Genomic DNA, 13435 nt, shown 5'->3' with positions numbered 1-13435 from the left:
CTACTCACCCTCGACAGCGAACCGCTGGCGTGTTATACCCGGGCCATGAGCGAGCTCAACAGGCGTCACTTCATCGCGGCGGCAGGGGCGATTGCGGGCAGCGCAGGCGTGCTGGGGCCGGCGGCCCTTGCCCGCCAGCCCGGCACGGAGAATGCACAGCCCGCGAAGGCCCCGAAGAACACCGGCGACGACCACCGCGGCCCCTGCTCGATCGCCTCGCTTAACGGCCTGCGGGCGACCGTCCGCGCGATGGAGTTGGTGAAGGAGGGCTACGACCCTGCCGACGCCGTGGTGCAGGGCGTGCGGATCATCGAGGACGACCCCAGCGACACCAGTGTGGGCCTGGGCGGGCTGCCTAACGAGGACGGTATCGTCGAGCTCGACGCCTCGGTGATGTACGGCCCCACGCACAAGGCCGGCGCCGTGGCCGGACTGCGCAACATCAAGAACCCTGCGATGGTCGCCCTGCTAGTGCTCCGCCGCACCGACCACTGCCTCATCGTCGGCGATGGAGCGCTGCGGTTCGCCAAGCAGATGGGCTTCAAGGAGGAGGACCTGCTCACCGAGGAGTCGCGCCTGGAGTGGCAGAAGTGGCGCGAGAACCTCGGCAAGGACGACGACCGCCTCAACGACGACGAGCGCGACGAGCCCGTGGGGAAGCACTGGCAGGACGGCACGCCCGAGCAGCAGAAGCGCCGCGCCGCGATCGAACGCGCGGCCCTCGCCTACACCACCGGCACCGTGCACTGCTCGGTCGTGACGCCCAAGGGCGACATCGCCTCGTGCACCTCAACGAGCGGGCTGTCGTGGAAGATCCCCGGGCGCGTGGGCGATTCGCCCATCATCGGCGCGGGCAACTACTGCGATAACGCGATCGGCGCGGCGGGCAGCACCGGGCGCGGCGAGGCCAACCTCGCCAATCTCTCGAGCTTCTACATCGTCGAGTGCATGGGGCGCGGGATGACGCCGACCGAGGCGTGCCTCGCGGCGGCCAAGCGCGTGGCGGACCACACGAAGGAGAAGCGGCTGCTCCGCGCCGGCGGCAAGCCCGACTTTGATCTGAAGTTCTACGCCCTGCGCAAGGACGGGGCGTACGGCGGCTGCTCGCTCTACCCGGGCGGCAAGTTCGCGGTCGCGACGGCCGAGGGCGGGCGCGAGGTCGATGCGCCGAGCCTCTTTGAGAGCAGATGAGAGAGGCCGCCCGGGAGCCTTGCACCCCAGCTGAACGCGTGCAGCGCCAGCTGGAGTCACTTGGCTTTTCAAGCTGGGTGTCAGACGGGCCACCGGGCTTTGATCCTGCGCTCACCGGGGACTGGACCGCGCAGGCATCTTCGGGCAGAAGCACGGCCGACCGCCAATAGGAACGGCGGGGCCGCGCTGAGTCCGCGGGCGACGGCCCGATCCAACGAGGTGCATGCACATGGCGGAGAACCAGAACCGTAACCAGAACAACCAGAACGACCGCAACCAGAACAATCAGAACAACCAGAACCGCAACCAGCAGGGCGGCGGCAGCCAGGGCGGCATGAACCAGGGCGGCAGCCAGAACCTCAACCGCGGCGGCAGCCAGGGCAACATCGGCGGCCAGGGCGGCATGGGCAGCCAGGGCAACATCGGCGGGCAGAACCAGGGCCAGAACCAGGGCTTCGGCCAGCAGCAGAAGGATCAGGACCTCGGCGGCACCGATGTGCAGAACCGCAACCAGGGCAACGTCCCCGGTCGCGACAGCAGCGGCGGCGGCGGCCAGGGCGGCGGGCGCTCGGGCGGCGGCTCCGGCGGCGGGCGCGGCAACGAGTAAACCTTCTCCCTGAAGGTCTGAGTGATCGCGGGTTCCGGGCGCTCACGCGCCCGGGTTGAGTGAAACACCGGTGTGCTGGCAGGTACGGCCAGTGCTCCGGTGTTTCTGTTTCTACTGAGCGGGCCTCGCGGATGACAGCGCCGGCGTGAGCGGTGACTGGCCCATGAGGGCGCGGGCGTCGTTGATCACCTTCTCCCATTGAAACGCCGGCCCGGGGTCGATTTTGTTCTGCTGGATGTGGTAGTGGCCGAGGAGGCCGGTGTAGGTGTCGAGCTGTTCCTGCGGCAGCGTGGTCGTGATCAGCTGGCCCGCGCCGTCGCGGGGGTAGTCGCAACGGATGGCGGGGAGCGCGGTGCAGAGCGTCGCGGTGAGCTTTACAAGCGAGTCGTACTGCTGCGGTGTCAGGTCGTGCATGTAGAGGGTCTGGCCCTGCACCGTCCCTTGGACTGGCCCCGGGCGGGCGGGTGAGAAGGGGCCAGCGGTTCGCACTTCTTCAGGGAGCACCTTCACCGTGTGCTGCCCGTTGTCCGCCGGCGCGTACCAGCGCGTCAGGGGCGCGGCGTCGGGCGTGGGGTAGGCGCCGATGTTGGCGATCTCGATGCCGACGCTGCGGTCATTGCTCGTGGTCGCATGCCAGGCCTTCTCTTTGACATCAAGCGTCTGGTAGATGGTGCCGTCGACATCGAGCATGAAGTGGACCGACAGGCCGCGGGCGTCGTGCAGCACGCGGAAGCAGCGACGGCTGGTGCCCGCGACATCGTAGTGGATGACGAACTGGTCCACGGCCTTCTGGAGCGTGGCACGGTCCCAGCCGCCGGCGCGGATGCGCTCGAACTCCTCGTCGTTGAGGTTGTGGCGGCGGACGCCGTAGCGGTTGGGCGTGTCGATTCCGCCCTTCTTGGCCGTGGCCTCCCACGAGGCCTCCTCCCACGGCACGAAGCGCCGCTCGACGCGGTAGGCGTCGTAGCCCCCGGGGTCGGTCCAGAGGATCACGGGCGCGCCGGTGTGGAAAAGCTGTCCGGCGATCATGATCTCGTCACCCAGGCGGGCGGCGGGGGTGCCGGGGACGGGGCGCGGGGGGGACGGGGCGCTGAGTGCGGAGGACGGAGGGTTGGGCTGCGGGGCTGCGGTCGGGGCGGAGCTCTTGCAGCCGGCCAGGAACGCGAGCACGCCCGCGCCGAGCAGTGCGGGCGCGAGGCCCGATCGCCGGTATTCTGCAGCGCGTTGGGCAGGAACACCGACGAGGGATGTGCGGGTGCCAGGGAGGGACATGACGCCGATGCTACTGATTGCCGAGTCGAGCCCGGAGTTGAGCCTGTCGCGTCTGGATTGGGTGGTGGTCGGCGGCTACCTGCTGCTGATGCTGGTCTCGGGCATCTGGTTCGCCCGGCGCGAGCCCTCGGGCGCCGGCGAGTACTTCCTCGCCAACCGCCGCATGCCCGCGTGGGCCGTCGCGTTCTCGGTCATCGCCTCCAGCCTCTCGGTGGCCACGTTCATCGGCGTGCCCGAGTCGGTGTACAAGGGCAACATGACCTTCATGTCCACCACGCTCGGCTCGGTGATCGCGGTGGCGGTGGTCGCGGCGTTCTTCATCCCCGCCTTCTACCGGGCCAACGTGACCACGGTGTACGGCCTGCTGGAGCAGCGCTTTGGGCCGGGGACGAAGAGGGCCGCGAGCGGGGCGTTCATGGTGGGCCGGCTGTTCGCCAGCGGGGCACGGGTGTACATCGCCGCGATCCCGCTTTCGATGGTGCTGTTCGGAGCCCACGCGGCCAGCAGCCCTATGCACCTGATCGCGTCCATCGCCTTGCTGAGCTTCGTCGCAGTGGCGTACACGCTCATCGGCGGCATTGCCAGCGTCATCTGGACCGACGTGCTGCAGACGCTCGTTCTTGTCGGCGCGGCCATCGGGGCGGTGCTGGTCCTGCTGCACAAGATCGACCTGCCGCTGGGCGAGGTCTGGGGGGTGCTCCAGCAGCCGCTGCCCGATGGCACCACCAAGACCACGCTCGCCCGCGCGGGGCTGGAGGCGGGCAAGCCCATGATGGGCTTCGACCCCTCGCAGACCTACACGCTGCTCACGGCCATCTTCGGGTTCTCGCTCATCAACATGGCGGCCTACGGGACCGACCACGACCTGGCGCAGCGGATGCTTACGTGCAAGTCTTCCCTGAAGGGCAGCCGCTCGGCTTGGAGCGCCATCCTGATGAGCCTGCCCATCACCATGATCTTCATGGCCATCGGAGCGCTGCTGTTCGTGTTCTACAAGACAGGCGCCTCCGCCCGCGGCGAGGCCCCGCTGGCGGAGTTCGCCGGCGGGCGGCAGGTGTTCCCCGCGTTCATCCTTGACGAGATGCCCGCGGGGCTCAAGGGGCTCATGCTGGCGGGGTTGTTCGCGGCGGGGCTGGGGAGCCTCAACTCGGCGATCAACGCCATGGCGGCGACGTTCGTGAGCGACTTCTACATCCCTTTCAAGTCGCGCTCGGTCAGGCCGGGCACATGCGGCCACTGCGGGTTCAACCGCGCTGGCCTCGACGCCGTGGCGATCTGCCCCGAGTGCGGTGGCGCGAGCGATGCCTCCGTTTCCGACCGGCACTACCTGGGCGTCAGCCGCCTTGCCACCGCCGCGTGGGGCGTCCTCATCGGCGGCTTCGCCGTGCTGTGCATCTATTGGCGAAAGGCCAACCCGCAGACCACGCTCATCGACTTCGCCCTGCAGGTGATGACCTTCGCCTACGCCGGGCTGCTGGCCGTGTTCCTGTGCGCCATCTTCACGCGGCGCGGGAGCAACCGCAGTGCGCTGGGGGCGCTGGTGACCGGCTTCGGCGCAATCGCCGCCATGCAGGCGTGGCCAGGCATCGCTCGACAGATCGGCGAGTGGCTCGACATCCCGGCCGACGAGGCCCCGCGCCTGCTCACGCTGAACCTTGCGTATCCGTGGCAGATGCTGATCGCGACCACGCTGGCATTCGCGGTCTGCTGCCTTGGGCGTGCGCGGGCGCCCGCCGCACCATCGAACATCGATGTCTGACTAGAGGTTGATCTGGCACTGGCCGCCGTTCATGCGGCGACGGATTTCCCCCAGGGCCATCGCGAACTCGTCCTCGGTGCGCAGGGTGTACGACTTGATGGGCTCGGCGTCAATGCAGCCGGGGTCGGAGATCATGACGTGCGCGATGTCAGGCATCTCGGGCGAGTCGAGCGTGATGTAGATCGCCAGGTCCATGTTGTCGCGACGCCGGATGGTCCAGCGGAAGATCGTCCCTTCCTTGACCTGGATATGGACGGGCTCGCCCAGCTCGCGGATGAAGTACTCGGTCGCCTTTTCGCGGAACGACCCGGGCGGCAACCCGTCGTCTCTGACTTTCGGCTCGCTCATAGGTTCACCGTCGATGGGAGAGCGTAGTCGAGCCATCGAGGTCCGGGGCCGCCCGCATCCTGCGGACGGGCGGCCCCACGGGGGCCCGGCCCCCGCCGCACTCGTGTACCCCTTCAACTCGCCCCAAACGTACAGCCCCGCCCTTTGCGTCCGTAAAGGAGGCGGTGAAAACCCAGTCACCGAGTTGGTGGTGGCTACGCCGGGGGAACTTCAGGGCGCGGCCGTCGATGCGGACGCGGGGGCGTCCTTGAGCCCTTCCCACGTGCCGCGCTTCTCGAGCTTGAACATGAACTGCTGGGAGGCACGCAGGAAGCGCACGCCGATCGCGAAGTCGTACGCCTGCGGGATGAACCGCAGCAGCTTCGGGAAGTACTGCTTCCACTGCGTCACCGGGTGGTAGTGGAACTCGGCGGCTTCGAACTCCAGCCCCTCCGCCGCCCTCATCACGTCGCGCCGGCAGTTGAGCCGGTAGTACGCGGGGTAGCGGTTGATGTTGTGCTCACCCTCGGCCCGGTCCGCGGCCATCTCCTTGAGCTTCAGCGCTTCTACCAGCAGCACCGCGTACGAAAAGGGGTGCAGGCGGTGCGGCGTCACCGAGTAGTACACGCCCCCGGGCTTGAGGGCGCGGCAGATGGCCGCGAGAAAGGTGGGCGGGTTTTTCACGTGCTCGACGACGTTGATCGAGATCATCGCGTCGTAGGCGTTCTCCGGGATCGGCGCGGTGTCGAACTCACCGCACCACTTCTCTGTCAGCCACGGGTGGTTGAGCACGCCCGGGAAGGGGTCGACGCCGTCGAGCTGGCGCGCCATCTTGTAGGCGGGGTGGAACCAGGGCACGCCGCAGGGCTCTTCGCCGCAGCCCACGTCGAGCACCCGCCCCTTGAGGCGCGGGTCGCGCATCATCAGGCTGCACAGGTAGTGCGAAGACGCAGGGATGTCGCGGTTGAGCGCGAAGAACTTGCCGGCGAGCGGGGGCCTTGGACCAACTGTCACTCGCATCGGCACGCGTCCTGCTGCAAAGGAATGGGGCTCCCCGCCCCGTGCTGATTCTTCGGACGTTTCCCGCCCTTGCTTTGCCGGCGCGGGTGGGCGTGGCGCGGTTATCGCACCCGATCCCAGACTACCTTCAGGCCAACGGAATAAGCCGGCTGCCGGATTTGAACCCGCGACCTGCGCTTTACAAAAGCGCTGCTCTACCGCTGAGCTAAGCCGGCCTGAGTGCTGATTCTAGCGGGCAGGCTCCTCACTGGGCTTCCAGGCCTTCACCGGATGCGGTGGGGCCTTGGGCTCGGGGATGGGCTCGTCCTTGATCCGCTGCTGGAGGTGCTTCACCGCCGCCTCCAGCTGGGCGTCCTTCCCCTTGAACGTCGCGTGGGGCAGGTTGTCCACCACGATGTCGGGGTCGACGCCGTGCCCCTCGATCAGCCACTGCCCCTCGGGGCCGAAAACGCCAATCTCCGCGGCCGTGGCGATGCCGCCGTCCACCAGGAAGTTGCTGCTGGAGAGCCAGATCTCCCCACCCCACGTGCGGGTGCCGATAACCTTGCCGATGTTGAGCCGCTTGATGCCCTCGGCGAAGGCCTCACCGTCGCTGGCCGTGCTCTCGTTGCACAGTACCGCGACGTGCCCCCTGAACGCGTATTGCATGTTCCAGTAGGGCTCGCCCACGCGCGGCTGCCAGAAGAACCACGCCTTGCGGAGCAGTCGCGAGAGGATCCAGCTGTCGATGTTGCCGCCGCGGTTGTTGCGGACATCGATGATCAGGCCTTTGCGGTTGAAGACGGGGTAGTAGCCGCGGGCGAACTCGGCGATGTTCTCGCTGCCCATCGCCCGCAGGTGGATGTAGCCGATGTCGCCCTTGCCCATGTCCTCCACCATCATGCGGCGGCTGTGCTGCCAGTCGTGGTAGCGGAGGTCGTTCTCGCTCTGGGGGGTGATTGGTACGATGACGGCGAGGCGCGTGCCGTCGGCGGTGTCAGTGGCGTCGGGCTTGTCCTTCTCCTCGCCGGAGTCCTTGTCGGCCTTGTCCGACGTGTCCGCCTTCTCGCCCGTGTCCTCATCGGCCGCCCGCACCGGGCGCGGGTTCTTTGGCTTCACCTTCAGCAACACCTGCTTCCCCGCCTGGTTCCGCAGCAGCAGGGCGCAGTCCTGCACCGACAGCGTCGGGCGCCCGTTGATCTCCAAGATCACGTCACCCTGCTCGATGTCAACGCCCGGCGCCAGCAACGGCGACCGCCGCTCGGGCATATCCGGGTCGCACTGGTAGATCCGCTCAACCCGATACCCCCCCGCGGCCTCGTCCCGCACCAGCAGCCCGCCCAGCGAGCCCGCTGTCACAGTGTCCGAGCCCTGACGAACGTCACCGCCCCGAACGAAGATGTGCAGCGCCGACAGCTCCCCCACCATCTGCGCGATGAGATCGCTCAGTTCCTCGCGGCTGCTGATGCGGTCCACCAGGGGCAGGTAGCGGTCGCGCATCGCGCCCCAGTCCAGGCCGTGCATCTTGGTGTCGTAGAAGTAGTCGCGCTCCAGACGCCACGCCTCCACGAACATCTGCCGCCACTCCTCACGCGGCGTGACCGGGAAGGTCCAGCCGCTGAGCTTGACGATGTTCTTGTCGTCCAGCCCCACGTTGGCCGCGGCCGCCGCGTCGACGATGTGGATCGCGTTGCCCTTGCGGAGCATGATCGACTTGCGGTCCAGCGTCAGCTCGTACTGCGTGACGTCCTTGGCGAGCGTCTTGACCTCGTGGTCCTTGTTGCTGATCTCCAGGAACGCGAGGTTCGCCTTATCGTCGTCGCGGTCGAAGAAGTACAGTCGCTTGTCTGTCACGCTCAGGCCGCTGTAGCGGCCGGGAGGAACCGGGATCTCGGCGAGGCGGTTGGAGAGGCCGTCGAGGTCGATCTTGACGGGCTTGGGCTTCTTGTCGGCCTTGCCCTTCTTCTCGGCGTCGGCCTTCTTCTCGGCGTCGCCCTTCTTCTCCGAGGATGACCCCTTCTCGGCCGCGTCGGACTTCTCGTCCTTCGTCTCGGGCTTCTCTTCAGAGGGCTTCTCCTCCTTCGTCTTCTCCTCTTTCTTCTCGTCCTTCTTCTCAGCCGAGAGCTCATCCGCCGGCGTGAAGGGCGAGCGCACGCCCTTTCGCAGCGCCACCTGGTACACCTTCGTCTTCTTGTCGAAGTACGGCTCCGGCGCCATCTGGCCCCACGGCGAGCCCACCACGCTCTTGAGGTTGCGGTCGCTCAGCAGGTACAGCCAGTTCCCATCCGGGCTCCACGAGCACGCGAAGCTGTCATAGCGGTCGGTCGTCACGGGCGTGAGCGCCCCCGTCTCCACGCTGTACAGCCGCACGATGCGGTTGAGGTTCGACGCGTGCGTTACGTATGTGAACCAGCGGCTGTCGGGCGACCACTCGATGCCGCCCACATCATCCCACTTGTTCTCGTCGACCTGCTTCTGCTCCTTGGTCTCCAGGTTCATGATCCACAGCCGCTGGTTCTTGTCGGTATGGACCAGCCACTTGCCGTCAGGGCTGGGCTCGCTCTCCCACCGCAGCACCGTGCCGTCGGTGGTCAACTGCTCGGGCTTGCCGATTCCGTTGGCCGGCAGCGTCCATACTTCGACCTCACCCGACTCATCCGACAGCGCCACGAGCGACTTGCCGTCGGGCATGAACCGCGCTTGCCGATACCGCACCCCGCCCTTGCGCGTGACCTCCGCCAGCCGCCCCTGCCCCTTGGGCGCCACGAACACCTGCCCGCGCGCCGTCAGCACGACCCGGTCCCCATCCGGCGAGACGTGCGCGGCGGACAGATACTGGAACGGGTTCTTCACCCAGCTCTCCCGCATCTGATCGAAGTCCGAGTCCAGCGTCACCGCGATCTTGGTGTCCGTGTTCTTAGCGATGTCGTACGCCCACAGGTCGGCGCCGAGCTGATAGACAATGCGGCCCTCAGACAGGCTCGGGCTCTTGACGTCAAAGCCCACCGTCGCGCCGCGGTCGTGGTTCGTGTGCCGCTTGAGCTCCTTGCCCTCCGGCGTCATCGACCACAGCTCCATCATGCCGCCGCGGTCGCTGAGGAAGTACACCCGCCCCTTCCACCACATGGGCGTGGCGCTCGTGCCCTTGTAATCGGCGGTCAGCGGCACGGCCTCGTTGTCGCCGCGGTCCCACCGCCATAGGTTCTGGGCCGTGCCGCCCTGGTAGCGCTTGGTCTGGCTGCCCTGGAAAGCAAGCCGCGTGAAGTACAGCCGGCCCTTGTCGTCAAAGCACCCGTCGCTCGCCTGCGCCAGCGGGATCACATCGCGCCCGCCGCTCCTGGGATCAATCAGCGTGAGCTGCGTCGCGGGAAGTGTCGAGAACCGCGTCGTGCTCGCCAGGATGCGGTCGCCATGCCACCCCACCGCCGCCGCGCGCTCAGAATCGAAGGTCAGCCGCTTGGGCACGCCGCCGCTCACGGGCATCACGTACACCTCAGTCGGCCCCTCGTAAGTCCCGACGAACGCCACCTGCGTGCCGTCGGGCGAGATACGCGGCGAGCCCTCCGCGCCGGCGTGGGTCGTCATGCGCGAGGCCACCCCGCCGCGCAGGGGCACCTTCCACAGGTCCCCCTCGGAGACGAACACGATCAACTCGCCGTGGATTGCGGGCTGGCGGTAATACCCCTGCACGCCCGCGGCCGCCTGTGGCTGGGCATCCGGCCGCGGCTGGGGCTGGGCGAGAACGGTCGTGGGCAGCGCGCCGAGAACCGACGCGACGGCGAGAACACAGGCCTTGAGCATTCCGGCGAACCTCCGCTGAGAAGGGGCGGAGTGTACCGCAAGCCCCGGGACAACGCCCCCGGGCTACACCGTGTGGCCGCCCTCCATCTGCAGAAGGATGCGCGAACCGACCCGGGCCGTCGCAGACGTGGTCCTTACGGCGCGCCCAAGGTGCGGACGAAGATCGCGTTGTTCGCGGTGTTTACCACCCGCCCGTTGATCCGGGCCCGCTGCGGGATAGTCTCGCCAACGAACTTGCTGTTGGTGACCTGCCGGCGGACATTGATGGCGCTGAAGAAGCCGCCCTGAATCACGCGGTCGTCCTCGTCCAGCAGCGTAGCGTCGGTCGTCTGAAGCCCGGCCGCGATCACCGAGTTGCTCACGCCGCCGCGGATTTCCAGGATGCCGACAGCGCCGGCCTGGAACGTGTCCTGGTTCGCGCCGGTGCCGCCGAGGCGACCATCGGCGCCGAGATTGGCTCCCACCAGAATGTTGGCGTTCGTCACGTTGCCGCCGATGATGAGCCGGCGAACGCTGCCGATCGCGAGGGTGCCGGACAGGTTGCGGCCGACGTTGAACTGGTTCACCTCGCCGCGGATGCTGCCGCCCCAGTCGGCGGCGATGGCGCCGACGTTGATGGTCTCGACCGAGCTGTTGATCTGCCAGGCGCCAGCGCGGAGGGTGCCCTGAATGTCCACCTTCTCGATCGCGAAGCCCTTGTTGTTCGAAAGGATCCGCGGGCTGGCGGCGAAGTCGCCGTTGCTGGCAAGGGTGCCGATGTAGGGCACGGCGATCACGTCGCGCACGCCGTCGCTGTCCACCCACTGGTTCACGTGCAGCCCACGCAGGGGGCTGAGGTTGGAGGTGATCGTGGTGTTCGTCACGTTGCCGAGGGTCGCGCCCCAGTTGCCGAAGCCGCGGACCACGAAGTTCGAGTTGCTGACATTGCCGAGGGTGACGCTGCCAACCGAGCCGGCGATATCGATGTCGCCGTCGATGTGCACACGGTCAGCGATGATGTCCTTGATCGTGCCGTTAATGTCCAGGCCGTTGAGGGTCGGGTCGCCCCTGACCGGCGTCATCGAAAGGATGGACTGGTGGTTGGTGCCGTTGACGACCACCACCAGGCGGTTGCCAACGTTGACGACGCGACCCGTGCCGGGCCCATTGAGGCCGATGCGGACGATGTCGCCGTCAGGCAGGGTGAGGTTCAGGAAGACATCCGAGCGCCCGTTGACAGTACCGAAGTCGTAGGACACGTTCGCCGTCGTCGTGCTCGCGGCCACATTGTTGGCGGTGCGGGTGTCGGCGTTGGCACGCGTCGGCACCACCCGAGCAATCACGAAGTAGTTGCCCGCAGCCAGCGGGCGGCCCACCGCCGGGGCCAGGTTGGCCGGCAGCGGGGCATCCAGCGTGAAGCGCGAGGCGCTGCCGGGCCGGCCGAGGCGCGGCAGCGGGCGCGACTCGAACAGGAAGTCGTTCTCGTCCAGCGTGCGGTTGCTCGACAGGTAGAACTCGACTCGCCCGCCGCCCACGAGCGGTGTGTTGCCCACGTTTGACACCGTCACCGGCATCCGCAGGTTCGTTGCGCCGTTCGCGTTCACGGTCTGCAGGCCGCCGACCGAGACGGTCAGGTCCGCCGCCATCAGCGTGCGCTGCTCGAGGTTCTCGAAGGGAGCAGGGTTGCCGGAGCGGGAACGGAGAAGTCGGCTCAGCATGGGCACCTCGTAGGGATCACGCCACGGACAGGGGACAGGTCCTCCATCGGCACAGCGGCCCCCGCGCGTTCAGGCACGGGCTGGAAGACGCACACTGTACGATGCACTCTGGGCAGGGGGTCGGCCAGTGTTATTGGAAGGTCAGTCTACCGTGCTGCACTTTCGGCGCGAAGCTGTAACTCCGTGCAGAGGCTGTGTTTCAGGCGCGTTTCCCGGACATAGGGGATGCCTCGAAGCGGCGTGCCCCTCAGACCAGTTTCTTGAGTTCCCGCCGCATCACCTTCCCCGTGGGGTTCCGCGGCAACGCCGGCAGCACCCGCACCTCCGCCGGAACCTTGTACCCCGCCAGCTTCTCGCGGCAGAGAAAGATCAGCTCTCGGGGCTCCAGGGTCATGCCCTCGCGGGCCTCCACGAAGGCGATCGGCACTTCGCCGCGCATCGGATCCTGCTTGCCTACAACCCCGCACCCCCCCACCGCGGGGTGCAGGCTCAGCACCTCCTCGATCTCGCGTGGGAAGACGTTCTCGCCGCCGATGATGAGCATCTCCTTCAGCCGCCCGGTGATGTAGAGGTGCCCGTCATCATCGAAGCGGCCAATGTCGCCAGTGCGGAAGAACCCGTCGGCAGTGAACGCCTTGGCGGTCTCCTCTGGCAGGTGGTAGTAGCCGCGCATCACGTTGGGCCCGGCGATCTGGATCTCGCCCTCGTGCGTGGGGTCCAGCACGGCCCCGGTGTTGATGTCTGCGATCCGCTCCACCACCCGCGGCAGCGGCCTGCCGACCGAGTGCGGGCGGAACTCGTAGGGGCGGCACCAGTTCGTCACCGGCGCGGTCTCCGTCAGCCCGTAGCCCTCGTTGATTGTGACCCCGAAGCGCTCGCGGAACTTGTCGGCCACCGCATCGGGCAGTGGCTCGCCGCCGCTCACCACCAGCCGCAGCGAGGTGAAGTCCTCGGCCTTGGCGTCCTTGACGCTCAGCAGCGCGTTGTACATGCTCGGAATGGCCACGAAGATCGTCGGCCGGTGCTCGCGGATGAGTCGGATCAGCTTCTGTGGCACGAACCGGGCCGTGTACACCGCCTTCACGCCCGCGAGCATCGGCAGCAGCGTGAGCACCGTCAGCCCGAAGGTGTGGAACTGCGGCAGCACGCCAAGAATGACGTCGTTGCGCGGCGTGATGCTGATCCACTCAAGGATCTGCTGCAGGTTCGCCGAGATGTTGCCGTGCGTCAGCATCACGCCCTTGGGGCGGCCGCTGGTGCCGGAGGTGTAGAGCAGTACGCCGAGATCATCGTCCTCCGCGCCCGCAGGCCAGATCGGCTCGGGCACGCCGGCGAAGGACACATCCTCGAGGCACAGGATGTTCCTGGCGTTCGGCGCGGCAATGTGCTCGAGCATGAGCCGCGACGAGATCACCGTGTCGGTCCCGCAGTCGTCAACGACGTACTGGAGCTCCTCCTTCTTGAGGAGGTAGTTCAGCGGCACGATCGTCTTGCCGAGCATCCAGCCCGCCAGCGTCGCGATCGGGAAGGCCCCGCTGGTGGGCAGCATGATGCCCAGGGTCTGCGTGCCGCACTTGGCCCGCACCGCCGCGGCGACGTGCAGGGCCCCGACCAGCAGCTCCACTGCCTTGTAGGTGCGGCGGTCGTCAACCATGGCCGCTCGCGTTGGGGACGCGGCCAGACGCTTGATGATGGGCCAGTGGATGCTCACAGAGGCTCCGGAAAGGCGTTCACGCCCCGGTTGTCATGCTGCAGGGGCCGGAATTCCGAGAAAAGTATGCT

Annotated in this window: 9 protein-coding genes and 1 tRNA gene; 3 read left to right on the top strand and 7 right to left on the bottom strand. The window is 67.4% G+C overall.

What is annotated here, in order from left to right; genetic code table 11:
• The first annotated feature begins 45 nt into the window (after positions 1-45).
• Complete coding sequence (locus VD997_00475) at positions 46-1191, top strand: N(4)-(beta-N-acetylglucosaminyl)-L-asparaginase (protein HYE60442.1); 1146 nt, start codon at positions 46-48, stop codon at positions 1189-1191.
• A 229-nt stretch (positions 1192-1420) separates the two neighbouring features.
• Entirely contained in the window at positions 1421-1798 is a 378-nt protein-coding gene (locus tag VD997_00470; protein ID HYE60441.1) for a hypothetical protein, read from the top strand.
• Between the two features lie 111 nt (positions 1799-1909).
• Here VD997_00470 and VD997_00465 read toward each other — a convergent pair whose 3' ends face one another.
• Positions 1910-3070 carry an N-acetylmuramoyl-L-alanine amidase gene (locus VD997_00465; protein HYE60440.1) on the bottom strand — a complete coding sequence of 387 codons (1161 nt, stop codon included), beginning with the start codon at positions 3068-3070 and terminating at the stop codon, positions 1910-1912.
• Here VD997_00465 and VD997_00460 point away from each other — a divergent pair.
• Positions 3069-4829 carry a sodium:solute symporter gene (locus VD997_00460; protein ID HYE60439.1) on the top strand — a complete coding sequence of 587 codons (1761 nt, stop codon included), beginning with the start codon at positions 3069-3071 and terminating at the stop codon, positions 4827-4829. The genes VD997_00465 and VD997_00460 overlap by 2 nt on opposite strands.
• On the opposite strand, the gene VD997_00455 is transcribed toward VD997_00460, so the two are convergent.
• The 6 genes from VD997_00455 to VD997_00430 all read right to left on the bottom strand — a co-directional run bounded on the left by VD997_00455 (position 4830) and on the right by VD997_00430 (position 13364).
• Positions 4830-5177 carry a hypothetical protein gene (locus tag VD997_00455; GenBank protein HYE60438.1) on the bottom strand — a complete coding sequence of 116 codons (348 nt, stop codon included), beginning with the start codon at positions 5175-5177 and terminating at the stop codon, positions 4830-4832.
• A 210-nt stretch (positions 5178-5387) separates the two neighbouring features.
• Positions 5388-6176: a class I SAM-dependent methyltransferase gene (locus VD997_00450; protein HYE60437.1), complete on the bottom strand. Its 789-nt coding sequence runs from the start codon at positions 6174-6176 to the stop codon at positions 5388-5390.
• A gap of 143 nt (positions 6177-6319) precedes the next feature.
• Positions 6320-6391, bottom strand: a tRNA-Thr gene (locus VD997_00445).
• Between the two features lie 13 nt (positions 6392-6404).
• Entirely contained in the window at positions 6405-9956 is a 3552-nt protein-coding gene (locus VD997_00440) for a S41 family peptidase (protein ID HYE60436.1), read from the bottom strand.
• Positions 9957-10090: 134 nt separating this feature from the next.
• Positions 10091-11653: a hypothetical protein gene (locus VD997_00435; GenBank protein ID HYE60435.1), complete on the bottom strand. Its 1563-nt coding sequence runs from the start codon at positions 11651-11653 to the stop codon at positions 10091-10093.
• 247 nt (positions 11654-11900) lie between these two features.
• Entirely contained in the window at positions 11901-13364 is a 1464-nt protein-coding gene (locus VD997_00430; protein ID HYE60434.1) for an AMP-binding protein, read from the bottom strand.
• Positions 13365-13435: the final 71 nt, after the last annotated feature.

The sequence above is a fragment of the Phycisphaerales bacterium genome, assembly GCA_035627955.1.
Lineage (GTDB): Bacteria > Planctomycetota > Phycisphaerae > Phycisphaerales > UBA1924 > JAEYTB01.
This window is presented reverse-complemented; position numbering and strand designations above follow the sequence as displayed.